Genomic DNA, 23,593 nt, shown 5'->3' with positions numbered 1-23,593 from the left:
ACCCCACGTCTCAGCCGCTGAGACGTCTCGCCGGTAGCCTCTGAAGATGGGTATCGCAATCAAAGGCCGTGGTTCCACCACACACCTCGCCGGACGTTTCGAAGTCACGGTCAGCGAAGCCATGGACGACGGCTGGGAACCGGAAACCAGCGAAGAATTCGCCGCCCCGCGCCTGCGCACCGAAGTGCGCGCCGAAACCGCGCGGAGCATCATCAGCCGCAACAAGTCCCCCGATGTAGGTTTCAGCCAATCGGTGAATCCGTACCGCGGCTGCGAGCACGGCTGCTCGTACTGCTTCGCGCGCCCCTCGCACGCCTTCCTCAACCTGTCCCCGGGCCTGGACTTCGAAACCAAGCTGTTTGCCAAGACCAACGCACCGCAGTTGTTACGCAAGGAACTCTCGCGGCCCGCCTACACCCCGCAGCCGATCGCCCTGGGCATCAACACCGACGCCTACCAGCCGATAGAACGCAAGCTCAAACTCACCCGCCAGCTGATCGAAGTGATGCTGGAAACCCAGCACCCGTTCTCGCTCATCACCAAGAACGCCCTCGTCGAGCGCGACATCGACCTGCTCGCCCCACTGGCGGAAAAGAACCTGGTCAGCGTGCATTTCTCGGTGACCTCGCTGGACCCGCACCTGTCGGCCCGCCTTGAGCCGCGCGCATCGGCCCCGCACGCGCGCCTGCGCGCCATGCGCCGCCTGCACGAAGCCGGCATTCCGGTAGGCGTGATGGTGGCCCCGGTGATTCCCTGGATCAACGATTCCGAGCTGGAAGCGGTGCTCGAAGCATCACGCGACGCCGGCGCCAGCACCGCCGGCTATGTGCTGCTGCGTTTGCCTTTGGAAGTGGCACCGCTGTTCCGCGACTGGCTCGATACGCATCACCCGGACCGCGCCGCGCACGTGATGAGCACCATCAACCAGCTGCGTGGCGGCAAGGACTACAACAGCGAGTTCGGCACCCGCATGCGCGGCGAAGGCGTCTACGCCGATCTGCTCTCCAGCCGTTTCAAGCTCGCCCGCAAGCGCCTGGGCTTCGACGCGCAGAACAGCCATTGGCCGAAGCTGGACTGCACGAAGTTTGTTCGGCCGCTGCCGCCGAGGGAAGAGTCGCCGCAGGGGTCGTTGTTCTGAATCCCAAGATCTACGACGAAGCCGCTAAGAGAACGGAAGCGGCCAAGACCAACGCTGGAGGTGAGGGCTGTGGCTGCACAAACTAAACCTGTTCTCTATCTTGCTGCAGTTCTTTTATTGGCAGCTTGCAATAGCACGTCAGTAAATTTGAGAACAGGGGAAATTCCTAATGCGACCAACTGCCGTCCGACCTCTGCAATCGCCGATGAAATAGCTGGATCACAGATGGCATGCCATCAAGGAATTGCGGGAGATGGAGTTCAAGTGCTTATTTCGAACGCAAATAGGCGCGTGTCCGTGCGCAGTGACACGGCTGAAAGAGAGATGACATCGATCTTTATTCGGCCGGCTAGCGCAATAGGCGAGGAAGGCCCTGTCAGGTTCGATGCGTTCTATTCGCAGGGCTTGTTTGACCTGAGGGGAAAAACTGGCTGCGTAGGCGTGTTGGAAGATGGAACAGCGGAGATCAAGAAGTCGGCAAATACAACTACCCTGCACTACAAACTCCAGTTTCGGCTTGTGAGTCCGCTCGGTTGGCCGGAGGACTGCAAAGAACCCCATCGCATAGCAGGAGCTGTTGAGCTGTAGAACCCGCGGGCAAACACCGGCACCGCTTGGCACCAACGCAGGGCAATTTGATGGCACCTTCCCGGCTCTGGTACAACGGATTCGGGCGCTACGACGCCAGTGTCGGCAGCTACATTCAGAGCGACCCAATTGGGCTGAGTGGAGAAGGATCGAGCTGGTAAGGTTCCAAGCGGACTTTCTTTGAGAAATGTAAATGAAGATGAGTGGTCAGGCCCAAAGATGGACACTTCTTGGAGCGCGCACGATCTCCTTGGTCGCTTTCTTCTATGCGCAGTTCAAGGCGGTCAGCACATACAAGCAACTACGCGAGTGCGTGGAACAAGTAGCGCAGCCGGTGGTAATCGAGCTCTGCCAGAATTATCCGGTTTCGATTGAGGGCTACATCTATCTCATCATTGCATCTGTTCTTGTCCTCTTCATTGCTTCTCACCTTCTTGACAAGCAAATCTGAAGTTCGCCTCCTGACCCCAGGTGAATCGTGTAGCCATCTGGATGGTGAGTCCTCTGCCCTGTAACCTCCACCAAGACAGTGAGCCGGCCCGCTTTCCGGCAGAGGTGTCTGCTCCGTCGCCCGTCGCGGCCGCCGCGTGAGGATTCGCCGCAGGGGCAGTTGTTCTGAAGCGTCACACGCCGATACCATTCCGCAGGAGCTGCTCATGGAAGGCAAGAGGACAATCGCACCACCGCTCTCCCCGAAAGAAAGAACACGCCTCTGGGTCGGTTTCCTCCTCTCATGGATCGCGTTGCCTGGGTGCTGGACACCGGCACCGACCTGGTCACGTTTTCAACGGAGCGCGTGATGGACATTGAGAGCTACCTCGCACTCATGCACTTTCACCCCAAGTGGAAAGAGTACGGGCTGGTACCGGCGGACCAGCTGCAACTGCTGATGGAGAGCTACGAACCTGGCATGGAGGATGCTTCCGAACACGACCGCAATGGCGTCTTCCATTGGTGGCTGAAGCAATCTCCGTCGAAAGACGTTCTGCTGAAGCTGGTCGAGCTTTCCTACCTGGACGCTGACCAGCTGATGGCCGACGACGTCAGACGACACATCACCAAGAGTGAGCGCTTTGACAGAGAAGTCGCGCAAGCGATCGCTCGCGGCGCCATCAAAGAGCGTTGAGCTGGGTGCGGCGCGCCCGGGAAAGCAGGATGTCCGTACGCGCCCGCAGCCGTTCCGGATGCTGGGCATAGAGATCAGGTGCCCATGTGTAGGCAACCACCATCGCAGCCTCTTCGTCCGACAGCGCATCCAATGGCTTGGTGAACAAGCGCTGCGAAAGGGAGTTCAACCCCTGCCCCTCTCCGTTGTAGGCAAGGCTCGCATAGAGTCCCAACACCTCGTCCTGTGACAGGTGCAGGGAGACAAGCCGCTCCCACAGGAAGCTCCGCACGTGCCAGTCAAGCATGCCTCTGCGGGGCAGCCAACGGGAGTGCAACTGACGCGCCACCACTGCGGACGGCAACGCGCCATCATGCTGTGCGCGGATGTAGGCGCGAACCTTTGCAGGCGGCGAACGATCCAGCGGATCTGCATTCTCCAGGACGGTTCGCATGTGATCACGATGCGGCCAGAACACCAATGCGTCATAGATCAGGAATGCCACGGCGGGCGCCAGCATCAGGGTGCACACGATGGCGATCAGTACTTTTGCGCGGCGCTTCATGTGCCCTCCTATCCCTGAATCACAGATCCATGGCCCGGCTTTACAACCTCGCCACCGCGACCGCCAGACAGCATATCGCCCTGGCATCCGCCCGCGCATGCAGGAAGTGAAGACGCAGGTCTCGCCGATTTCACCTGCCTTCGCGCAGCCTCTGGGTGCCAGCTGCACACGCAGCATCCAGACGGAGCGAAGTACCGATGAACACCCGAGTTGATTACCCTGATCGAGGCGCCCTCGGGCCCGACATCGCCGTTGTGACTGAAACATCCGTCATCGAACCCGCGCCCGAAAGCGCGGTGTCATGGGGCGCGATCCTGGCCGGTGCCGTCGCCGCCGCCGCGCTGTCGCTGGTCCTGCTGATCCTCGGCGTGGGGCTGGGCCTGTCCTCGGTATCGCCGTGGGCATTTGATGGCGTCTCGAAGGAAACCTTCGGCTGGGGCAGCATCGTCTGGCTGACCTTTACCGCACTCGCAGCCTCCGGCTTGGGCGGCTATCTGGCCGGCCGCCTGCGCACCAAGTGGACTCGCCTGCACGGCGATGAAACCTACTTCCGCGACACCGCCCACGGCTTCGTCTCCTGGGCCGTCGCCACCCTCCTCACCGCCGGCCTGCTGACCTCGGCCATTGGCGGAGTGCTCGGCACCGGCGTCAAAGCTGTCGGCGCAACTGCAGGTGCTGCAGCATCCACCGCCGGTGTTGCGGCCGCAGGCGCCGGCACCGCCGCCGCCGCGGGTTCGGACCAGGGCGACCTGAACTACTGGGTGGACTCGCTGTTCCGCACTGGCAGCATGCCCGCACCCATGCCCGGCCAAACGCCGGCTGATCCGGCCGCACCGGTCGATCCGTCGGCGATGGTTCCCGCGGTGGGTGCTGCAAACGCTGCACCGCCGCGCCCGCTGCCGCCGCAGGGCCCGCGACCGGGCGGCGACCGCCGTGAAGTGCGTGCCGAGGTGAACCGCATCATCGTCACCAGCCTGCAGTCCGAAGGCCTCAACCCGGCAGACAAGCAGTACCTGGCGCAGGTGATTGCCCGCGAGACCGGCATGAGCCAGGCCGAGGCCGAGGCCCGGGTTACCGAAACCCAGACCCGCATGCGTGCTGCACTGGAAGAAGCCAAGAACACCGCCAAGCAGGTGGCCGACGATGCGCGCAAGGCTACCGCCTACGCGGCACTGTGGCTGTTCATCACCCTTTTGATCGGCGCCTTCTTCGCCAGCCTCAGTGCCACCTGGGGCGGCCGTCGCCGCGACCTGTAACTTTTCAATCGACAAGGAGACTTCCCATGAAGACCCTGCTGCTCTGGGCACTCGGCGTACCAATCCCGCTGTTGATCCTCTACGCGATTTTCTTCTGAGCATCGCAACCCTGTAGACCATCAGGCCGCCTATTGGGCGGCCTGATGCGTTGCACAGTAAACTTGCTTTGGAAGTAGAGCCCTACAGCGCAAATGGAATGCCTCATGACCAATACCCAAGGGAAGCCGCATCAGCGCGGCGCAACCATCAAGATCCTTACCACCCTGCTTGTTGGCGCCTTGTTCGCTCCGGCAGCGCAGGCGTTCGACGCGGCGCAATGGCAGGCCGTAGCACCCGCGATCCAGGCAGCTGTTGAATGCCGCGCAAAGCCCGATACCACTGCTACGGCCTGGAAGGCGCTGCCCCGCGACGAATCCGGTGCCATTGAGGCAATCAAGCCACCCGTGCCCTTCACGGTGTTCGGTCTACCGGTGCAGGAAGTGTCCATCTTCATCGACGCGGACGGCGAACTGGGTGAGAGTTACACCGCAACCCTGGGTGCCAACGCAACGGCGGTGCGCAAAGCTGCAAAACTCGGCACGGCGGGTGGGCGCACGACTACGATGGGGGAACTCATGCTGGGCGAGGGCGTAGCGCCGCAGCTGACCTGCACGGTTGCGGGCACGTACGATGAAAGCGATTATCAGGAAAACTGATCGATCTGCCGGGCTCAACTACTCGCCATCCCGCCCGGCAAGCTTCATGACCCAGCCAGGCACCGTGGGCTCGCCCGCGTAGAAGGACTTCGGCACCTTTTCGGCCATCGCCCAACGCTGTATCCAGCTCATGCCGCTACCGCCGTTGTAGCCGTCGGCGTGCTGGTAGGCAGGATCCTGCAGCGCAGCTTCCAGCGAAATGAAGCGGTAGCCGCGCCGACGGGTGGCGGCTATCAGCTCGCCTACACAATCGGCATTAAGCGCATTGGCATGCATCAGCCAGACCTGCGCCGGCAGCCGGCCGAGTAGTTCCTGCGAGCGTTGTTCGTAGTAGTCGAGCTTGTTCAGCATGTACGGCACGTAGCCCCGGCGCAGCTGCTGCATCAGCGCATCCCGCTTGACCGGATCGCTTTCGGTGTCGCGCACATGGTCGTAAGCAAAGGCCCAGATCCATTCGCTGTTGTCGATCGTGACCGGGGCGATCTCATAGCCGTGCTGCTGCAGGAACGCGCCAAGTTCAGCGCGCACCTGAGGCGACTGCCCGGCATGCAGGTAGGGATGCCGGAACCAGCGCGGCACCTGCCCGGTTTCGGCCAGCAGTGGGCGCAGGGTGGCTTCACCGCGAAGGATGTCCTGCTCGTAAGCCTGCAGCGGCATCGCATGCAGGTCGACGTGCCCGAAGGTGTGGTTGCCCAGCTCGAACCCGGCATCACGCCAGTCGCGCAGCATCTGCACGCGCGCAGGTTGCACCTGGCCGCCGACCTCAAGCTTGGCTTCATTGACGAAGCCCACCACCGGCACGTTGGCCTGCTTCAGCGCGGCAAGCAACCTGGCGTGTTGGGCGGCGAGCTCCGGCTCGGTACGTTCGCCCAGCCGCTGCCAGGGAAGATCGTCGATGGTCAGCGCGATGCGCCGATCCGGTTCGGCCGCATGGGCGATACCCGAAATGCACGCGAGCGCCAGAACGACACAGCAAGCCCATCCCTTTCGCACCCGCAGCTCCCATCTTGATAGCCGGTCCAGCATAGCTCCGTCGCCGGTCACCCTCAAACGCTGGGCCCAGGCATGCCACTACCTGTCGTGCCCTCCCCGGGGGTATGGTTGCGAGAACTTCCGGAGGTACCCATGAAGACTCCCGGCAAACCAGCCTCCCAGACGCACCATTTGGAATCGGGGACGCCCTCGGCGTTGTTCGTCGCATTGCGCAATCTGCTGCTGGCCCACAAGCAGGCGCTGGCGGTCGTGCACGATACCGACACCCACTTCTACGCCAACTGCAAAGACGATGACAGCAAGGGCAAGGCGCAGTTCTTCGGGGCGGTGAAAGTCTCTGCCAGAAAGCACGCCTTCCACTTCATGCCGGTCTACGACTTTCCCGAGCTGCTGCAGAGCCTCAGTCCTGGCCTGAAGAAGCGCATGCAGGGGAAATCATGCTTCAACTTCGACGTCATCGATCCCACCCTGCTGCAGGAGCTCCAGCAGCTGATCGAACAGGGCGTCTCCCGTTACAAGGCAGCTGGCAAACTCTGAAGCAACGGTCAGACCAGCAGGACTTCGCAGGCCACCCTCCCCGTCGCAGTTTCTGAGAGCCGGAACGGTAATGCTCTCGCCCATGCTCCCGCCCGACTTCCGATGGATCAAACCCGCCGCCACCGCCTACGACGAAACGGTGATCGCCCATGGCGACACGTGGGTGGTCCACATCTATCAACCCGAGCGAGGCAGGGAATGGGTGGCCATGCTTGATGCGCATCGGGAGCCGGAAGGCCGGCGGCACCGGCGCTGCACCGCCTTTGCCAATGGCAAAACCGGCGCCGAGCTATGGGTGCAGCGGGAGCAGGCGCGGCTTCGGTTGGAGGTACAGCAGCGCTTGGGATGACTCAGCTGCCATCACCACGGATCCGCCGTGCCTTTGCCCGGCGGAACCACAGCCACCCAACAACACCTACCAAGGCGGCGGCGATCAGGTACGGACCGAAGGTTCCAATAAACCATCCCACGTACCAACCCAGCTTGTAACCCGCGCTATAGCCTGCTTCGTGGGAAGCGGCATCGGCCGCTGCAGCCAATGGAACAAGTACCGAGAGCATGGTCAAACGTTGAAATGCCTTTTTCATGAAGCTCCTTTGTTGTCCACGTTGATCAAGCGCAGCTTACATGGTGCCGCGTTTCCTTGTGCAGCTCACGCCATCAACCACACCCGGATCAGCGACACCAGCTTGTCGACGTCCAGCGGCTTGGCCACGTAGTCGTTCGCACCGGCCTGGATGCATTGCTGCTGGTCATCGGGCATCGCCTTGGCGGTGAGGGCGATGATCGGCAGCTTGCCGAAGCGCCCGTCCTGGCGGATCTCACGGGTGGCGGTAAGGCCATCCTTGACCGGCATCATGATGTCCATCAGTACCAATTCGATGGGCGACGGGCCGCCGACGGCGGCCGTCAGCACGTCAATGGCTTCCTGGCCGTTGCGCGCGATGGTGACCTTGCACCCGTGGGGCTCCAGCACGTTCATCAGCGCATAGATGTTGCGCACATCATCCTCGACCACCAGCACGCGGCGGCCTTCCAGCGCGGTATCGCGGTGCTGCGCAGAACGGATCATGCCCTGCTGTGATTCGGGCAGGTCGCTCACTACCTTGTGCAGGAACAGCGTGACCTCATCGAGCAGGCGTTCGGGCGAGCGCGCGCCCTTGATGATGATCGAACTCGAGTACCGTCCCAGCCGCACCTCTTCGGCAGGCGACAGCACCCGGCCGGTGTAGACGATGATCGGCGGCAGCGCATGCGGGCTCTGCTCGCTGAGCAGCTCGAGCAGCTCGAAGCCGGAGGCATCGGGCAGGCTCAGGTCCAGCACCATGCAGTCGAACGTGTGCTGGGCGAGCGCCTGCAGGCACTCCGAGGCCGAGCGCGCGCCGATGGTTTCCACATCGGCCAGCGCCAGCAGCTGGCGAACCGCGTCCAGCTGCACATCGTCATCTTCCACCACCAGCACCAGGCGCGGCCGCTGCGACAGCCTGCGCTCCAGCGAGAGCAGCACGTTGCCCAGCTCCTCGCGGGTGGCCGGCTTGCCGAGATAGCCCACCGCACCCAGCGCCAGCGCCTTGCGCGAATGGTCCGTCGCCGACACCACATGGATGGGAATGTGCCGCGTGCGGATGTCGTGCTTGAGCACGTCCAGCACCGACAGGCCGGATTGGTCGGGCAGGCCGATGTCCAGCACGATGGCGTGCGGAAGCTCCGTGCGCGCGGCGGCCAGGGCCTCTGCCGCCGTCTGCGCCACCTGTGCACGGAAGCCCATCTCCACCGCCAGGTCGCTGACGATCTGGCCGAAGGCCGGGTCATCCTCGATGATCAGGATCAGGCCGCGGCCGTTGCTGCTGGCCTTGCTGCCTGGAGCGGCCAAGGGGCGCGCCTCCAGCGCCATGGCCACACCACCCGCTGCGAACGGCGCGCGTGCAGGCACCGGCGCCGGCAGTGCTTCAGGCGCTGCCGGGCGCTCGGTGGTTGCCAGCCGTGTGGCCACCACCAGCCGGAAGCAGCTGCCCTTGCCGGGCTCGCTTTCCACCGTGATGTCGCCGCCCAGCAGGCGTGCAAGTTCCTGGGAAATGGACAGCCCCAGGCCCGTGCCGCCATAGCGCCGGCTGATCGAACCATCGGCCTGCTGGAAGGCATCGAAAATGCGCGCCTGCTGCTCCGGCGCAATGCCGATGCCGCTGTCGGTCACCGCGAATGCCACCTTGCCGTTCCCGGCCGACGAAACCGACACCGTCACCCCGCCGGTTTCGGTGAACTTCAGTGCGTTCGACAGCAGGTTCTTCAGGATCTGCTCGATGCGCTGGCGATCGGATTCGATCACCACCGGGCAATCGGCCGTCATCGACACGTCCAGCGTCAGGCCCTTCTCGCTGGCCACCGGACCCAGCAGCGCCGAGATGTCGGTCAGCAGCTTTTCCACGCCGAAGCGCTCGGCGTGCACTTCAATGTGCCCGGCCTCGATCTTGGACAGGTCCAGGATCTCGTTGATGAGGTTGAGCAGGTCGGTGCCGGACGAATGGATGGTGCGCGCGAACTTCACCTGCTCCGCGCTCAGGTTGCCGTCGCGGTTGTCGCCCAGCAGCTTGGAAAGAATGAGCGCGGAGTTCAGCGGCGTACGCAGCTCGTGCGACATGTTGGCCAGGAACTCGGACTTGTACTGGCTCGCGCGCTGCACCTTGTCCGCCTCGGCCACGATGGCCGCGTTGGCCCGCGCCAGCTTGTCGCGCTCGTTCTCCAACTGCTGCGACTGGTCGAACAGCTGGTTGTTGGTCTGCTCCAGCTCGGCCTGCTGCTCTTCCAGCTCGTGCTGGGAGCCGCGCAGCGCCCGGCTTTGCTCCTCCAGTTCCTCGTTGGAAACCCGCAGTTCCTCACTCTGCACCTGCAGCGCTTCGGTCTGCCGCTGGGTCTGTGCCAACAGCTCGGAAAGCTTGGCGCGGTACGCCGCTGACCGCAGCGCTACCGCCATGTCGCCGGATGCCAACTGGAGAAGCTCCACCACTTCGCTTGGCACCGCGCTAAAGAAGCCCAGCTCGATCACCCCGCTCACTTCGCCCTCGTGGATGCTGGGGGCGATGACCAGGTGGCGCGGCTGTGCCTGCCCCAACCCGGAGCCGACCGTGAAGTAGCCCTGCGGCACGTCCGACACTACCAGCACGCGCTTCTCGTCCACCGCGCGGCCGAGCAGGCTGCCGCTGTCGCGCAACTGGTCGGTCCCGTCCGGGGCGGACGCGGTGCCCACCGCACCGATCTGCCGGAAGCCGTTGTCCTCCGGCACGAACAACATGCCGGCTTGTGCGCCGGTGAAGCCGGCCAGGAAGCCCAAGCTGGCCCGCGCGAGCGAACCGCTGTCCAGGTCGCCACCGGTGGCGGTGGTGAGCTCCAGCCGACCCCGCTGCAACCACGCATCGCGCTCGCGGGCCCGAGTATGGCGGCGCAGCAGGATGGCGATGAAGATCGTCAGCACGATGCCCAGCACCGCGCTGGCCGCGCCGGAGCTCAGCGCCGCGTTGTAGGCCGATTCCATCTCTTCAAGACGCTTGGCGCGCTTGTCCAGTTCGATGGCCCCCATCGAGGCCAGGCGCGCACGGATGTCGTCCATGGCTGCCTTGCCGCGGTTGGAACCGACCACCTCCAGGGTGGGCTCTAAGCCTTGGGTGCGCCGCACCTCGATGGTTTCATGCAGTTCGTCCAGCTTGTCCTGGACCCGCCGTGCCAGCAGCTTAAGCCGGTCGACCTGGGCCGGGTCATCGGCCAAGGACTTTTCCACTGTCTCCAGCCGGGTGCTGGCTACCCCCAGGGCGGTGCGATAGGGCTCCAGGTAGCTGTCATCGCCAGTGAGCAGATAGCCGCGCTGGCCGGTCTCGGCGTCCTGCACCGCAGAGAGCACATCGCCCAGCGCGGTCATCGTCTCCTGGGAGCGGATCACCAGCGCGTTGCCCTCGCGGATGGTGTGGATGTTCTTGCCGGCCAGGAACCCACTGCCGAGGAAGAACAGCATGACCGCCAGCAGGGGCCAAAGCGTGCGGAAGCCGGTTCCGGCCTGGGTGGCAACGCGGGGTTTGGGCGTGGTGGGCATGGGTTGGCAGGTGGGTGGGTGCAACCCATCAGATTATCACGCGCGCAGGCTGTGGAACCCTTGCCGGATCGCTTGTCAGCCTGTGCCGTCTGCTGGATGGTGAACTCCATCCTCCACGGGAACGTTGGGTATGGCGAAGGGGTTGATGCCTTCCAGGCACCCGACGTTGAACCCGTACTGATGAGGGTTCGAGCGGCGCTGGTGGTGGGTATAGATCCCGCAGATGCCGCAGAAGTAGTGCTTGGCCGTGTGGGTGTTGAACTCGTAGCGCTTGAGGTGCTCTGCCCCCTTCACGACACGAAGCCCGGAGAGAGGGACCGAAGCCACCACCGCGCCTTTGCGCCGGCAGATCGAGCAGTCACACCGGCGTGGGCTCTCGATACCGTTGGGAAGATCAAGCTCCAGCTCCACGGCGCCGCAGTGGCACGTGGCGCGGTGCTTGGGTTGGATGGGGACGCCGCCAACTTCCTTCAGCATGTTCAGTTCACCTTGGCTCTAACCAAATCCAATCTGGTGCGCGGACCGAATCCACGTCGTATCCACTGGGCCATTGGAGCCCACCACGGCATCCACTCCGCAACGCGGGCAGAGCGCGGTCTGATCCTGATCATCGCCATCGCACCATTCGTCGACGGCGCTGGGCGGAAATTCCGAGAAGCAGTAGTAGCAGGCCGCCACATCGCTTGCGAGCAACTTCTCGCGGTGCAAGGTTGAATCGCAGGTTCTTCCCACTGCCCTACTCCTAAGGTTCAGACCGGATTGCCTACCCGGCGAAGGTTAGCACCGCCAAAGGGCCACGCCATCGGCAGCACCCGATGATCAGACGATGTGGTTTTCAACCGAACCAAGTGCCGCAGCGACTCGGTAAGAGGTCATAGCGTCGGTTGGAGCCTGTACCGGCTCCACGGAAAATCGCGCGCATGCGGGGCGAAGTACCGCGTTGGCAACTGCAGCCCAATGCGCAAGAGCCCATCGCGTAGTGCATCAGGTGCGGCCGGCGAGCTGCTTTCGGAAACATCTGTGCAAAGGACAGACTCCGCAGGCGAGTAAACCAGGGTGCATTCGAACTCCAGCTCTCCGGCCCACATCTCACACCTGTAGTGCAGGATGGGCTGTCCAACCTGCAGCGCCAGATGCGCGGTAGAGAGGCGACGCTGCTCTGGTATCTGTTTGTCGGCAGGCAAGTGCTCTGCCAGCACAGCCGTCGCAGTCACGCTTAGCAGATGCCTGGCCTGTTCTCCCTCCTCTCGCCACTCGCCAGCTCCTGCAGACGCTCCATCAGGCAGGCGAATGGCGAGGAACCCGCCTTCCGGAAGGCCATGGGCTGCCTCCGGGCGATGCCACGGATAGCCGTCGAGGTCAGTGATGTGAAACGCATAGGGCGCAAGACTCGACCTACCGACAATCTCCACTGCACGCCTGCTGCCGGCAAGAAGGATCTCGTCTGCGGACCAGGTCACGCGGTGCACCAATCAATGCAATGAGGCGCCGCAAGCCCGCCTGGTCGCTCACATCGCATACTGCGCCAAGCCATTGCCGAACGACCAGTTCTCGCGCTTCACCTCCACCAGGTTGATGAAGACATCCTCAAGACGAATGCCCACCGCGTCGTGCAGGCCATGGGCGACGGCGCTGTAGAAGGCTTTCTTCTGCTCCAGCGTGCGGCCCTCGTTCCAGGTGACCTGGACGCAGATGAAGTCATCGGTGCGCGCAATGCCCAGGTAGCCGGGGTCGTAGATGAGTCCATCCGGTTCGTGCTCCTGGATGATCTGGAAGCGATCATCCTTCGGCACGCCGATGCTGAGCATGGCGTCGTACACCACCTGGCCAACCTGCTGGCGGTAGGCGGCGGGCTTGCCTTTGCGGAGGTCAATGCGGGCCAGGGGCATGGCGGATTCCTCACGGATCTGTGTGCCTGGCAATGGAAGCACATGGGCGGGTGCGGTGCCACTACATGGCGCTGCGTGGGGGGCCGCCCAGCCTCGGTCCTCAGCGGTCCTTTACTTGCGCGCGCCACGTGATGGGCTTGTCTGCCGCAGTGCCCTGGCCTTCGAACTGGCCGTCGTTCCACAGCGGCCTGACGGTGATCTGGCCGTGGACCACTTCAATCCTGATATGGACACCCACTTCAAAGCCGAACTTACGCAGCCAGGTGCCGCGCAGCATCACAAAGGGAACGGGGCCAAAATGGTCGCGGTCGCGCTCGGAGATCTGCGGAACCGCACGTACGTTGTTGATCTGGCTGTACTGCATCCACCGCTCGCGCGGGACGCGGTGGTCTTCAGTCGGCTGGGCCGGGTCGCTCTTCATGGTTTGCCTCCAAACGGGGAATGGCCCCCGCCGGTGAGGGCGAGGGCGTCGGGAGGTCAAAAACCGTGCATAACCAGACGGCGGGCGTATTCCCCCGTAAAGGGTCTTGTATTAACCACCCTCCCGACATGGGGCATCCACTATTTTCGGTTATGCGGAGTTTTTGAGCTCCGGCACCCACCATGCAGACGTCGGCTGCGCAACACAAAACGATTGTTTCTGTTGAATTTTCGATTTCAGTAGGCACAGCCTACTGATGACGCGTGCAGCCCGTTGCAGCATTCCGATTGGTGTTTCTGTGTGAACCAGCCCACGCATCTCACCCACCCCCGTAAAGCTTCTCCGCGCTCTGGAACAGGATCCAGCTTGTCGCAATGAACTTGTCCCCGCCCTGCGGGCGGTTGCCCCGGTGGGTGTGGGTGAATGCGGTAGGCGCAATCAGCAGGCTGCCGGTGCGCGGGGCGATCTTCCGGTCCTGGAACAGGAACTCGGTTTCGCCGGCGTCGAACTCGTCGTTGAGGTACAGCGTCCACAGCAGGTGCCGGTGCAGGGTCTCCGCACCGGGGTCGCGCGGGTAAAGCTCGCAGTGCCAATAGGGGTAACCGCCCTCGCCCGCCGCGTACCACTGCAGGTTGATGGCGCCCGGGCGCAGGCAGGTACGGGCCAGTTCGGACAGCGCGTTGTCGTCCATGCCGGGGAAATCTTCAGCCTTCAGGCGGCGCGCGGTGCCATCGTTGTCTTGAACCTGCAACATCAGCGGGGAGATCAGCGCCTGTGGATAACGGCGTAGATAAGTCAAAACCCCGCTGAATACTGCTTGTTGCAGCTGGATTTCCACCTGGCGCCACTCGGGACGCCCACTTATGCGCAGATCCTTGCTGTGCTTGAGTTCCGGGAACACGCCGCTGCCTACTTCGCCGGGCTTCAACTGTGCGCTGGCGCGCATCTGGGCCTGTATGGCGGCGCAGGTCTCAACGGGGATGGCGTTGTGGATTACTTCGATGAAGTCGAGCGGGGTATCGGCCGGCATGGGGTCATCCGTGGGCGTTTCAGCCCGATGGTGACCTGTGTTGGTGCAGGTGTCACCCCGTTGCCATGATTGGGAACGGGGTCACAAAGGGTCGCGCTACGTCAGGCCCGGGCGTCGTGCTCGCGGTGGTAGCGGGTGGCTTCGGCCACTTCGTTGCGTGAGCCGAGGAACACCGGCACGCGCTGGTGCAGGTGGTCGGGCTGGATGTCCAGGATGCGCTCGCGGCCGGTGGTGGCGGCGCCGCCGGCCTGTTCCACCAGCAGACCCATGGGGTTGGCTTCGTACATCAGGCGCAGCTTGCCGGCCTTGCTGGGGTCCTTCTTGTCCCACGGGTAGATGAAGATGCCGCCGCGGGTAAGGATGCGGTGCACGTCGGCCACCATGCTGGCGATCCAGCGCATGTTGAAGTTCTTGCCGCGCGCGCCTTCCTTGCCGGCCAGCAGGTCCTGCACGTAGCCCTGCATCGGGGCTTCCCAATGGCGCTGGTTGGACATGTTGATGGCGAATTCCTGGGTGTCCTCTGGAATGCGCATGTCACGCTGGGTGAGCACGAATTCGCCGGTTTCACGGTCCAGGGTGAACGAATGGGTGCCGTGGCCGGTGGTGAGCACCATCTGCGTGCTGGGGCCGTAGATGCAGTAGCCCGCCGCGATCTGGGCGGTGCCCGGCTGCAGGAAGCTCTCGTCGGTGGGCTGTTCGGTGCCCGCCGGGCTGCGCAGCACCGAGAAAATGGTACCGACCGAGACGTTCACGTCGATGTTGGAGCTGCCATCGAGGGGATCGAACAGCAGCAGGAAGTCGCCGCGCGGGTAGGTGTCCGGCACGGGCTGGCAGTGATCCATTTCCTCGGAGGCACAGGCCGCCAGGTGGCCGCCCCAGGCGTTGGCCTCGAGCAGGATCTCGTTGCTGATCACGTCGAGCTTCTTCTGCGCCTCGCCCTGGACGTTGCCGGTACCGGCGTCCCCGAGCACGCCGCCAAGCGCGCCCTTGCTGACCGCGATGGAGATGTTGGTGCAGGCGCGGCCAACCACTGCGATGAGCTGGCGCAGGTCGGCATTGATGCGGCCTGCGTGCTGCTCTTCAATCAGGTACCGGGTAAGCGACGTACGGGACATGGAATGGCTGCCAAAGACATTTCGGGGGCCGTATTGTGGCCCGTTCGGCAGGGCATTACGAGGCAACCGGGACACGTAACCGGTTTCAACCTGGCTGCACGAAAAGAAAAACGGCCGCACGTGGCGGCCGTCCTTCATTTCACCGTTGCAGCAGCTCAGCCCCTGGCGACGGTCGACACGGCCTTGGCCACGTATTCCAGGTTGCCCTGGTTCAGCGCGGCCACGCAGATGCGGCCGGTGCCGACGGCGTAGATGCCGTACTCGTCGCGCAGGCGGTCCACCTGTGCGCGGCTCAGGCCCGAATATGAGAACATGCCGGCCTGGTCGTTGATGAAGGCGAACTCCGGTGCACCGGCAGCCACCAGCTTGTCCACCAAGCCGTGGCGCAGGGCGTGGATGCGCTCGCGCATCTCGGTCAGTTCCTGCTCCCACAGCTGGCGCAGCTCGGGGCTGGTCAGCACGCCGGCCACCAGGGCGGCGCCGTGGGTGGAGGGGCTGGAGTAGATGGTGCGGATGATGCGCTTGACCTGCGACTGCACGGCCTTGGCGGCGTTCGCATCCGGGGCCACCACCGACAGCGCGCCCACGCGTTCGCCATACAGCGAGAACGACTTGGAGTACGAGTTGGCGACCACGAAGCTGTCGATGCCGGCCTCGGCGATGATGCGCACGGCGGCGCCATCTTCGTCGATGCCCTTGTCGAAGCCTTGGTAGGCCATGTCGATGAACGGGAACAGCTGGCGTTCCTTCAGCAGCTCGGCCACCTGCTTCCACTGGGCCACGGTGAGGTCGGCGCCGGTGGGGTTGTGGCAGCAGGCGTGCAGCAGCACCACGGTGCCCGGCTGCAGCTTGTTCAGGTCAGCCAGCATGCCGGCGAAATCCACGCCGTGGGTTGCCGGGTCGAAGTAGGCGTACTCGACCACTTCAAAGCCGGCCGCGCCGAACACCGCGCGATGGTTTTCCCAGCTCGGGTTGCTGATGGCGATGGTGGCGTGCGGCAGCAGGCGGTGCAGCAGGTCCGCGCCCACGCGCAGGGCACCGCTGCCACCGATGGTCTGCGAGGTGGCCACGCGGCCGGCGGCCAGCAGCGGCGAATCTTTGCCGAAGACCAGTTCGCGGGTGGCCTGGGTGTAGGCAGGCAGGCCGTCGATCGGCAGGTAGCCGCGCGGTTTGGCTTCGCCAGCCAGCTGCTGCTCGATCTGCTTCACGGCGCGAAGCAGCGGAATGCGGCCGCTTTCGTCGTAATAGATGCCCACGCCCAGGTTGACCTTGGTGGGGCGGCTGTCGGCGTTGTATGCCTCGGTCAGGCCCAGGATCGGGTCGCCCGGGACCAGTTCCACATTTGCAAAGAAGGACACGGCGGTACTCATTCGGATGACGGATGGGGGAGGTTGGCGCGAAACTACCTCATCGTAACAAAGCCTCGGCGTGGGCGCGGCGGCCGCCGTCACGCTTGGGACCGTACCCTGTCGTGCGGTGCTCATTTTTTGGAGATTCCCCTCTGCGTATGTTCCGTCTTACCCCGCTGGCCCGCTGCTGTGCGCTGCTTTCGGCCACCGCCCTGCCGAACCTGGCACAGGCCCAGGCTGCCCCGGTTTCCGCTGCCCCGATCGAGCGGCTGCCCACGGTTCAGGTGCAGGCCGCACGGGGCCAGCAGGTGGCCGACGTGGATCTGCCGGCCTCGCTCAGCACGGTGTGGCTGGATGACGATGCCAACGGCACCCTGGCCCAGATCGCTGACGCATTGAGCGGGGTGCCCGGCGTGGTCGCGCGCGACCGCCAGAACCTGGCCCAGGACACCCAGCTTTCCATCCGTGGCTTCGGCGCGCGTTCCACCTTCGGGGTGCGCGGGGTGCGGGTGCTGGTGGACGGGGTGCCGGCCACCATGCCCGATGGGCAGGGTCAGCTCTCGCACGCCAGCATGCTTTCCGCCCAGCGCGTGGAGGTGCTGCGCGGGCCGTTCTCGGCGCTGTACGGCAACTCGTCCGGCGGCGTGGTGCAGGTGTGGAGCGCCGATGGCCAGGCCGGCGATCCCTGGCGGCTGCGGGTGGCCGGCGGCAGCGACGGCACGCTCAGCGCCGGGGCGCAGCTGCGCGGCGAGCAGGGCCCGGTGCGCTACAACGTGGCGGCCAACCACTTCCGCACCGATGGCTGGCGCGAGCACAGCGCAGCGCGCCGCGAATCGGTGAACGCGCGGCTGGGCACCGACGTGGGCGGCGGCGAGCTGGACCTGGTGCTGAACTACTTCGATTCCCCCGACGCGCAGGACCCGCTGGGCCTCACCCGCGAGCAGGTGCGGCAGGACCCGCGCCAGGCCACGGCGGTGGCCACCCAGTACAACACCCGAAAATCCGTGCGCCAGGCGCAGGCTGGGCTGGTGTTCACCCGCACCCGAGGGGCCCAGACCTGGCGCGCGATGGGCTATGCCGGGCAGCGCAGCGTGGAGCAGTTCCTGGCCATTCCGCCGGGGCCGCAGGCCAACCCGCTGCATGCCGGCGGGGTGATCGACCTGGACGGCGGCTATGGCGGGCTGGACCTGCGCTGGGCCTGGCAGGGCGACTGGGCCGGGCGGCCGCTGGAAGTGGTGATCGGCGCCAATGCCGACCAGCAGCAGCAGGATCGACGCGGTTATGAGAATTTCGTCGGGGATACGCTGGGTGTGCGCGGCGCACTGCGGCGCGACCAGGCCGACCGGGTGCGCAACGTGGACCAGTTCGCGCAGGCGTTCTGGCAGTGGGCGCCGCGCTGGTCGCTGCTGCTGGGCGTGCGCCACAGCGAGGTGCGGTTCCGCTCCAACGACCACTACGTCACCGCGCGCAACCCGGACGACAGCGGCGAGCGCGACTACTCGGCCACCACGCCGGTGGCCGGGGTGGTGTTCCACGCCAGCGATGCCTGGCGGGTGTATGCCTCGGCCGGACGCGGGTTTGAAACGCCCACCTTCAACGAACTGGGCTACCGGTCAGATGGCGCGGCCGGGTTGGCGCTGAACCTCTCGGCCGCGCGCAGCCGGAACCTGGAGCTGGGCGGAAAGTGGCGCGGTGCCGGTGACGCGTCCTTCGATGCAGCGGTGTTCCGCGCCGATACCGATGACGAGCTGGCCGTGGCCAGCAACACCAACGGGCGCAGCACCTACCGCAACATCGGCAAGACCCGCCGGCAGGGCGTGGAAGCCAGCCTGCAGCTGCCGATCACCGCAGCGCTGGAGGCCAGCCTGGCCTATACCTACGTAGAAGCCACGGTGCGCGAGCCGTATCTGGTGTGCGCGGGCACGGGCTGCGCCGTCCCCAACACGGTGGTGGCGGCCGGCTCACGGCTGCCCGGCGTGCCGGAGCAGCAGTGGTTCGGGCGGCTGCAGTACCAGCCCGGCGCGTGGCAGTGGGCGGGCGAGGTGGTGGCCTCAAGCGATACGGTGGTGAACGACCTGGCCACCGACCAGGCGCCGGGGTATGCCCTGTTCAATCTGGAAGCGGCCCGCAGGTGGACCACCGCGCAGGGCGCGCTGCGGGTGTTCGCGAGGGTGGACAACGTGCTGGACCAGCGCTACATCGGCTCGGTGATCGTCAACGACGGCAACCAGCGGTTCTTCGAACCGGGGCCGGACCGACGCTACAGCGTGGGCGTGCAGTGGGCGTGGCAATGATCCACGCCCACCCTGCCCCATTCACTTGGGGATCTTGGCCGGCACGAACGGCGACGTAGGGTCACTGGCGGGGAACGTCTCCTCCAACGCCTCGTCCTGGTTGTCGCTCTCGTGCGCCTTGCGCGCGGCGCGATGGTGCTCATGCTCATCCCCGCCCGGGTGCGGCGCGGCGGCCGGGTCCTTGCGGTCGCGGGAGGGGTGTACCTCACCGGCGTGGACCGGGTCGATGCCGGTGCGCATGTGCTCGGGCGCTTCGGACGGCGACATGCCGGCGCCGCGGTCTTCTTCGTTCTGCAGGTCGTGCTTGGCGCGCTGTTCGCCCGGTACCGGGGCGGTGGCTTCGCGTAGGGGATCGCGTTGCATGGTGGTGGTCTCCGTGGAGGGTTGGCTGGACTGTACGCACCTCCGAGGGGAGGCCGACGTGAAGCGCAGCGCGCCGATCTCAACGGATCTGTCACGGCTGGATAACGGCGGCGGGGCTATTCCTGCCAACCCCCACCCCCGCCGGAGACGTGCCATGCCCCGCCTGGATCGCCGCACCGCACCCGCGCTGTTCAACGCCTACCTGCAGCCGGACCGGAACGCGCGCCGCGGCCGTCGTCCGCGCGCCGAAGAGCCGGAGGCCGTGGCGCAGGACTACCTGCAGTACATGCGCAGCGATTACGAACGCCGCCGCAGTCAGGGAAGGCGCAGCTGGAAGGATCTTTACCCGGCGTATGCCTTTGCGCTGACCACCCACTACGCAGACTGGCCGCGTGGCAGCGACGACGACACCGACGGCGAGCTTGCCGAGCACTGGGAACAGATGCGCGGCCAGTCACGGCTGGGCTGGCAGCAGGCGCGCGCCATTGTCGAAGACGCCTGGATGGCGCTGGACCACATGCCCGCCGCCGCAGTGCACGGCCAGCTGCAGTAAGCGGCGCGTGCAGCCGGCCTTTACGGGCCGGACACGGGCGTTTCACGCCCTGCGCGGTACAGCTGGCCTCCCGCCTTGCACTGGAGTGGCGCCGCCATGGCCCGACCGATCTGGACTGGAACCCTGTCATTCGGGCTGCTGAATGTGCCGGTGTCGCTGATGTCGGGCGAGCGCAAGACCGACCTCAGCTTCCGCATGCTCGATTCACGCGACCGCAAGCCGATCCGCTTCGAGCGGGTCAACGCCGATACCGGCGAAGAAGTGCCATGGAAGGACATCGTCAAGGCTTACGAATACGACAAGGGCAGTTATGTCGTGCTGGATGAGGCCGATATCAAATCGGCCGCGCCGGAAAGCCACGAAACCGTGGAAGTGGAAAGCTTCGTCGACGCCAGCCAGATCGACCCGCGCTACTTCGAAAAGCCCTACCTGCTGGTACCGGGCAAAAAGGCCGAGAAGGGCTACGTGCTGCTGCGCGAAACCCTGCGCAGCACCGGCAAGGTGGGCATTGCCCGCGTGGTGGTGCGCACCCGCGAATACCTGTGCGCGGTGATGCCGCACGAGCATGCGCTGGTGCTGCTCATCCTGCGCTACCCGCAGGAGCTGGTGGATCCTGAAGAACACAAGCTGCCTACCGGCTCGCTGGCCGACTACCGGATCAGCAGCAAGGAAACGGCGATGGCCGAGCAGCTGATCGAATCGATGTCCGGTGAATGGAAGCCGGACGACTACCACGACGAATTCCGCGAACGCCTGCAGGCAGTGCTGACCAAGCGCATCAAGCAGAAGGGCGGCACCACCACCGTGGAAGACGAGCCGGCCGCGCCGCATGACGCCACCACCAACGTGGTGGACTTCATGTCGCTGCTGCAGAAGAGCCTGGATGCGAAGAAGCGCACCCCGGCCAAGAAGACGGCGGTGTCGAAAGTGGTGAAGAAGGCGGCACCTGCGAAGAAGGCAGCCAAGACCACCAAGGCGGCAACCAAGGCAACCAAAGCCACGAAGGCGACGAAGAAGACTGCCAAGAGCGCGCCGACGCGCAAGGCCGGGTAAGCGCCATGTCGTTGCAGGAGTACCGGCGCAAGCGCCGCTTCGGTGAAACCCCCGAACCCGACGACGAGCGCCGGGGCGCCGTCGCGCCCCGACCCATCTTCGTGGTGCAGCTGCATCACGCCAGTGCCCGTCACTACGATTTCCGGCTGGAAGCCGATGGCGTGCTGAAGAGCTGGGCCGTGCCGAAGGGACCGTCGCTACGCGTGGGCGAGAAGCGGCTGGCGGTGGAGGTGGAAGACCACCCGCTGTCCTACGCCACGTTCGAGGGCGATATTCCCGAAGGCCACTACGGCGCCGGGCATGTGGATGTCTACGACCACGGCACGTGGGCCTGTGATGGCGACCCGCTGGAGGCGATCGCCGCCGGCAAAGTCGAACTCGTGCTGCATGGGAGCCGGCTCAAGGGCGGCTGGAAGCTGGTGCGCACCAACATGAAAGGGAAGCAGCATCAGTGGCTGCTGATCAAGCGTGATGACGAAGAGGCGCGCAATACCGACGCGGACGCGATGCTGGAGGAAGCTGTGCCACCGAAGCGAACGTCTACGAAGACCGTAAAGACCATCAAGTCCACCACGACCACAAAGACAAGCTCCAGCCGCTCTTCCAGGACGACAAGGACGATCAAACCGGTTGCACGCCGCAATGCCGACGCGCGCTGGGCAAAACGCGCGCTGTCGCTGCAGCATGCAGGCGACAAGCCCTATCCCCACGACTTCAAACCCCAGCTCACCGATCACCGCGACACTGCACCCGACGGCGAAACCTGGCTGCACGAGATCAAGTGGGATGGCTACCGCCTGCTGGCCGATGTGCGCGATGGCGTGGTGGCGCTGCGCTCGCGCAACGGCTTGAACTGGACGGAAGACTTCCCGGAAGTGGTGCAGGCCATTCAGGCACTGCCGGTCACCGACCTGCGCCTGGATGGCGAGCTGGTGGTGCTGGATGCGCAGGGCCGCAGCGATTTCACCGGCCTGCAGAAAGTGATTGACGGCACCGCCAGGCAGCCGCTGCGCTACGTGGTGTTCGACATGCCCGGCGTGGCCGGTGTGGATATCAGCCGCGCGCCGCTGCTGGAACGCAAGACACTGCTGAAGGATCTGCTGGGTGACACGCCCGGCACACTGGCATACAGCGACCACGTGCTCGATCACGGCCCGGCGGTTTTCGAGGCAAGCGGCAAGGCCGGCTTCGAAGGCATCATCAGCAAGCGGGTGGATGCGCCGTACGTCAACGCGCGCTCGCCCAGCTGGGTGAAGGTGAAGCACGAGAACACCGATGAGTTCCTGGTGGTGGGATACACCGACCCCAAGGGATCACGCAGTGGCTTCGGCTCACTGTTGATGGCTGTGCCCGAAAAAAGCGGCCTGCGTTACGTGGGCCGCGTGGGTACCGGCTTCGATGATGCCAAGCTGGCTGCCATGCACCGCCAGCTGAAGGCATTGGATACCGACAAGGCCGCCGTGGAACTGCCTTCGCACGTGCCGTTCAAGGCGAGCAGCGTGCATTGGGTCAAACCCACGTTGGTGGCCGAAGTCGCCTTCCGTGGCTGGGCCAAGGAAGGGCTGCTGCGGCAGGCCAGCTTCAAGCGCCTGCGCGAAGACAAGACGGCCAAGGAGCTGGGTGCGGCTGCCAGTGCGGTACCTGCCAAGGCCGCGAAGGCGACGAAGGCACCCGCAAAGGCGAAAGCGCCCGATCGCGCCGCCGACGGCGTGAACATCTCGCACCCCGAACGTGTGGTGTTCGCCAAAGCCAGGCTGACCAAGGGCGACGTCGCCGACTATTACCGGCAGATGGCGCGCTGGATCCTGCCCGAGGTCGCCCGCCGCCCGCTGTCACTGCTGCGCTGCCCCGATGGCGTGGACAAGCAGTGTTTCTTCCAGAAGCACCACGGCACCGGCCTGGGCGACGCGGTGGAAGCCATCCCGCTGGAGCAGAAGAGCGGCCGCGAGGACTACCTCTATATCGAAGACACCGAAGGCCTGCTGCAGCTGGTGCAGATGAACACCCTGGAACTGCACCCGTGGGGCGCCAGCGTGGACGACCCCGAGCATCCGGACCGGTTGGTGTTCGACCTGGATCCCGGTGAGGGCGTGACCTGGGCGGCGATCAAGGCCGCAGCACGCGATGTGCGCGACCGCCTGCAGGATATCGGGTTGGAAAGCTTCGTACGCCTGTCCGGCGGCAAGGGCGTGCACGTGGTGGTGCCACTCACGCCCAAGGCGGATTGGGCGCAGGCCAAGGATTTCTGCGAGTCGTTCGCCCAGGCGATGGCCGAGCACGCACCGGATCGCTACGTGGCCACGATGAGCAAGGCCAAGCGCACCGGCGTGATCTTCATTGATTGGCTGCGCAATGCGCGCGGCGCCACAAGCGTGTGTTCGTGGTCGCTGCGTGCCAGGCCATCAGCCGGCGTGGCAGTGCCGCTGCGCTGGGAAGAGCTGGGACGTGTCACCGCCGCCGATGCGTTTGCGTTGCCCAAGGCGCTGCAGCGTGCGCAGAAGCTGAAGAAAGATCCCTGGGAAGGAATCGATCAGGTCAAGCAGGTGTTGCCTACGCTGTGATCGGGCG

At 64.8% G+C, this 23,593-nt stretch carries 23 protein-coding genes; 12 read left to right on the top strand and 11 right to left on the bottom strand.

Features of this window, described 5'->3' with window-relative positions; translation table 11 throughout:
* Positions 1-46 precede the first annotated feature (46 nt).
* From V9K91_RS15925 to V9K91_RS15910, 4 genes are all read left to right on the top strand, one after another.
* On the top strand, positions 47-1,138 hold the full coding sequence (locus tag V9K91_RS15925) for a PA0069 family radical SAM protein (RefSeq protein WP_095362395.1): 1,092 nt from the start codon (positions 47-49) through the stop codon (positions 1,136-1,138).
* Between the two features lie 69 nt (positions 1,139-1,207).
* Positions 1,208-1,726 (top strand): hypothetical protein, encoded by a 519-nt coding sequence (locus V9K91_RS15920; RefSeq protein ID WP_141236166.1) that lies wholly within the window; start codon positions 1,208-1,210, stop codon positions 1,724-1,726.
* A 193-nt stretch (positions 1,727-1,919) separates the two neighbouring features.
* Complete coding sequence (locus V9K91_RS15915; protein ID WP_095362396.1) at positions 1,920-2,177, top strand: hypothetical protein; 258 nt, start codon at positions 1,920-1,922, stop codon at positions 2,175-2,177.
* Positions 2,178-2,459: 282 nt separating this feature from the next.
* Positions 2,460-2,852 carry a hypothetical protein gene (locus tag V9K91_RS15910; protein ID WP_255220444.1) on the top strand — a complete coding sequence of 131 codons (393 nt, stop codon included), beginning with the start codon at positions 2,460-2,462 and terminating at the stop codon, positions 2,850-2,852.
* On the opposite strand, the gene V9K91_RS15905 is transcribed toward V9K91_RS15910, so the two are convergent.
* Positions 2,839-3,396 carry a transglycosylase domain-containing protein gene (locus tag V9K91_RS15905; RefSeq protein WP_336443602.1) on the bottom strand — a complete coding sequence of 186 codons (558 nt, stop codon included), beginning with the start codon at positions 3,394-3,396 and terminating at the stop codon, positions 2,839-2,841. The genes V9K91_RS15910 and V9K91_RS15905 overlap by 14 nt on opposite strands.
* A gap of 197 nt (positions 3,397-3,593) precedes the next feature.
* Here V9K91_RS15905 and V9K91_RS15900 point away from each other — a divergent pair, with 197 nt between their 5' ends.
* Both V9K91_RS15900 and V9K91_RS15895 read left to right on the top strand, forming a co-directional pair.
* Entirely contained in the window at positions 3,594-4,652 is a 1,059-nt protein-coding gene (locus tag V9K91_RS15900; RefSeq protein WP_336443603.1) for a hypothetical protein, read from the top strand.
* A 203-nt stretch (positions 4,653-4,855) separates the two neighbouring features.
* A complete protein-coding gene (locus V9K91_RS15895) occupies positions 4,856-5,347 on the top strand; it encodes a hypothetical protein (protein ID WP_095362398.1) in 492 nt (163 codons plus the stop codon).
* Positions 5,348-5,365: 18 nt separating this feature from the next.
* Here V9K91_RS15895 and V9K91_RS15890 read toward each other — a convergent pair whose 3' ends face one another.
* Positions 5,366-6,346, bottom strand: coding sequence for a polysaccharide deacetylase family protein (locus V9K91_RS15890; RefSeq protein ID WP_255220450.1), 981 nt, complete (start codon positions 6,344-6,346; stop codon positions 5,366-5,368).
* Between the two features lie 126 nt (positions 6,347-6,472).
* On the opposite strand from V9K91_RS15890, the gene V9K91_RS15885 reads away from it, so the two are divergent.
* Both V9K91_RS15885 and V9K91_RS15880 read left to right on the top strand, forming a co-directional pair.
* Positions 6,473-6,877 (top strand): hypothetical protein, encoded by a 405-nt coding sequence (locus V9K91_RS15885; protein WP_141236167.1) that lies wholly within the window; start codon positions 6,473-6,475, stop codon positions 6,875-6,877.
* 70 nt (positions 6,878-6,947) lie between these two features.
* Positions 6,948-7,226, top strand: a complete 279-nt coding sequence (locus tag V9K91_RS15880; RefSeq protein ID WP_095362400.1) for a hypothetical protein — start codon at positions 6,948-6,950, stop codon at positions 7,224-7,226.
* Between the two features lies 1 nt (position 7,227).
* On the opposite strand, the gene V9K91_RS15875 is transcribed toward V9K91_RS15880, so the two are convergent.
* The 8 genes from V9K91_RS15875 to V9K91_RS15840 all read right to left on the bottom strand — a co-directional run bounded on the left by V9K91_RS15875 (position 7,228) and on the right by V9K91_RS15840 (position 16,771).
* Positions 7,228-7,464, bottom strand: coding sequence for a hypothetical protein (locus V9K91_RS15875; RefSeq protein ID WP_141236168.1), 237 nt, complete (start codon positions 7,462-7,464; stop codon positions 7,228-7,230).
* Between the two features lie 65 nt (positions 7,465-7,529).
* Entirely contained in the window at positions 7,530-10,958 is a 3,429-nt protein-coding gene (locus V9K91_RS15870; RefSeq protein WP_336443604.1) for a response regulator, read from the bottom strand.
* A 75-nt stretch (positions 10,959-11,033) separates the two neighbouring features.
* A complete protein-coding gene (locus V9K91_RS15865) occupies positions 11,034-11,435 on the bottom strand; it encodes a GFA family protein (protein ID WP_093535423.1) in 402 nt (133 codons plus the stop codon).
* Between the two features lie 1,031 nt (positions 11,436-12,466).
* Positions 12,467-12,847, bottom strand: a complete 381-nt coding sequence (locus tag V9K91_RS15860) for a tautomerase family protein (protein WP_249833402.1) — start codon at positions 12,845-12,847, stop codon at positions 12,467-12,469.
* A gap of 100 nt (positions 12,848-12,947) precedes the next feature.
* Positions 12,948-13,268, bottom strand: a complete 321-nt coding sequence (locus V9K91_RS15855) for a SymE family type I addiction module toxin (RefSeq protein ID WP_249833403.1) — start codon at positions 13,266-13,268, stop codon at positions 12,948-12,950.
* Between the two features lie 319 nt (positions 13,269-13,587).
* Entirely contained in the window at positions 13,588-14,298 is a 711-nt protein-coding gene (locus V9K91_RS15850) for a 2OG-Fe(II) oxygenase (protein WP_068848069.1), read from the bottom strand.
* A gap of 101 nt (positions 14,299-14,399) precedes the next feature.
* The gene (locus V9K91_RS15845) at positions 14,400-15,413 is read right to left on the bottom strand and encodes a class 1 fructose-bisphosphatase (protein WP_095362405.1); all 1,014 of its coding nucleotides are present in this window, start codon (positions 15,411-15,413) and stop codon (positions 14,400-14,402) included.
* Positions 15,414-15,568: 155 nt separating this feature from the next.
* The gene (locus V9K91_RS15840) at positions 15,569-16,771 is read right to left on the bottom strand and encodes an amino acid aminotransferase (RefSeq protein ID WP_095362627.1); all 1,203 of its coding nucleotides are present in this window, start codon (positions 16,769-16,771) and stop codon (positions 15,569-15,571) included.
* A 149-nt stretch (positions 16,772-16,920) separates the two neighbouring features.
* Between V9K91_RS15840 and V9K91_RS15835 the strand changes: the two genes are divergently transcribed.
* Positions 16,921-19,056, top strand: a complete 2,136-nt coding sequence (locus V9K91_RS15835) for a TonB-dependent receptor (protein ID WP_336443605.1) — start codon at positions 16,921-16,923, stop codon at positions 19,054-19,056.
* 21 nt (positions 19,057-19,077) lie between these two features.
* Here the strand turns inward: V9K91_RS15835 and V9K91_RS15830 are convergent, their stop codons facing one another.
* The gene (locus V9K91_RS15830) at positions 19,078-19,419 is read right to left on the bottom strand and encodes a hypothetical protein (protein WP_184126341.1); all 342 of its coding nucleotides are present in this window, start codon (positions 19,417-19,419) and stop codon (positions 19,078-19,080) included.
* Positions 19,420-19,573: 154 nt separating this feature from the next.
* On the opposite strand from V9K91_RS15830, the gene V9K91_RS15825 reads away from it, so the two are divergent.
* The 3 genes from V9K91_RS15825 (at position 19,574) to ligD (ending at position 23,586) form a co-directional block, all read left to right on the top strand.
* A complete protein-coding gene (locus tag V9K91_RS15825; RefSeq protein WP_068848077.1) occupies positions 19,574-19,972 on the top strand; it encodes a hypothetical protein in 399 nt (132 codons plus the stop codon).
* Between the two features lie 96 nt (positions 19,973-20,068).
* Positions 20,069-21,025 carry a Ku protein gene (locus tag V9K91_RS15820; RefSeq protein ID WP_093535409.1) on the top strand — a complete coding sequence of 319 codons (957 nt, stop codon included), beginning with the start codon at positions 20,069-20,071 and terminating at the stop codon, positions 21,023-21,025.
* Between the two features lie 5 nt (positions 21,026-21,030).
* Positions 21,031-23,586: a DNA ligase D gene (gene ligD, locus V9K91_RS15815; protein ID WP_336443606.1), complete on the top strand. Its 2,556-nt coding sequence runs from the start codon at positions 21,031-21,033 to the stop codon at positions 23,584-23,586.
* Positions 23,587-23,593: the final 7 nt, after the last annotated feature.

The organism is Stenotrophomonas sp. CCNWLW57 (assembly GCF_037203925.1).
Lineage (GTDB): Bacteria > Pseudomonadota > Gammaproteobacteria > Xanthomonadales > Xanthomonadaceae > Stenotrophomonas > Stenotrophomonas rhizophila_A.
This window is presented reverse-complemented; position numbering and strand designations above follow the sequence as displayed.

Coding starts and splice junctions, on each gene's coding strand:
- V9K91_RS15915 (WP_095362396.1), top strand. CDS start 1,920: ATGAAGATGAGTGGTCAGGCCCAAAGATGGACACTTCTTGGAGCGCGC.
- V9K91_RS15925 (WP_095362395.1), top strand. CDS start 47: ATGGGTATCGCAATCAAAGGCCGTGGTTCCACCACACACCTCGCCGGA.
- ligD (WP_336443606.1), top strand. CDS start 21,031: ATGTCGTTGCAGGAGTACCGGCGCAAGCGCCGCTTCGGTGAAACCCCC.
- V9K91_RS15860 (WP_249833402.1), bottom strand. CDS start 12,847: ATGCCCCTGGCCCGCATTGACCTCCGCAAAGGCAAGCCCGCCGCCTAC.
- V9K91_RS15850 (WP_068848069.1), bottom strand. CDS start 14,298: ATGCCGGCCGATACCCCGCTCGACTTCATCGAAGTAATCCACAACGCC.
- V9K91_RS15905 (WP_336443602.1), bottom strand. CDS start 3,396: ATGAAGCGCCGCGCAAAAGTACTGATCGCCATCGTGTGCACCCTGATG.
- V9K91_RS15900 (WP_336443603.1), top strand. CDS start 3,594: ATGAACACCCGAGTTGATTACCCTGATCGAGGCGCCCTCGGGCCCGAC.
- V9K91_RS15845 (WP_095362405.1), bottom strand. CDS start 15,413: ATGTCCCGTACGTCGCTTACCCGGTACCTGATTGAAGAGCAGCACGCA.
- V9K91_RS15910 (WP_255220444.1), top strand. CDS start 2,460: ATGGATCGCGTTGCCTGGGTGCTGGACACCGGCACCGACCTGGTCACG.
- V9K91_RS15825 (WP_068848077.1), top strand. CDS start 19,574: ATGCCCCGCCTGGATCGCCGCACCGCACCCGCGCTGTTCAACGCCTAC.
- V9K91_RS15865 (WP_093535423.1), bottom strand. CDS start 11,435: ATGCTGAAGGAAGTTGGCGGCGTCCCCATCCAACCCAAGCACCGCGCC.
- V9K91_RS15855 (WP_249833403.1), bottom strand. CDS start 13,268: ATGAAGAGCGACCCGGCCCAGCCGACTGAAGACCACCGCGTCCCGCGC.
- V9K91_RS15895 (WP_095362398.1), top strand. CDS start 4,856: ATGACCAATACCCAAGGGAAGCCGCATCAGCGCGGCGCAACCATCAAG.
- V9K91_RS15875 (WP_141236168.1), bottom strand. CDS start 7,464: ATGAAAAAGGCATTTCAACGTTTGACCATGCTCTCGGTACTTGTTCCA.
- V9K91_RS15830 (WP_184126341.1), bottom strand. CDS start 19,419: ATGCAACGCGATCCCCTACGCGAAGCCACCGCCCCGGTACCGGGCGAA.
- V9K91_RS15820 (WP_093535409.1), top strand. CDS start 20,069: ATGGCCCGACCGATCTGGACTGGAACCCTGTCATTCGGGCTGCTGAAT.
- V9K91_RS15880 (WP_095362400.1), top strand. CDS start 6,948: ATGCTCTCGCCCATGCTCCCGCCCGACTTCCGATGGATCAAACCCGCC.
- V9K91_RS15835 (WP_336443605.1), top strand. CDS start 16,921: ATGTTCCGTCTTACCCCGCTGGCCCGCTGCTGTGCGCTGCTTTCGGCC.
- V9K91_RS15870 (WP_336443604.1), bottom strand. CDS start 10,958: ATGCCCACCACGCCCAAACCCCGCGTTGCCACCCAGGCCGGAACCGGC.
- V9K91_RS15885 (WP_141236167.1), top strand. CDS start 6,473: ATGAAGACTCCCGGCAAACCAGCCTCCCAGACGCACCATTTGGAATCG.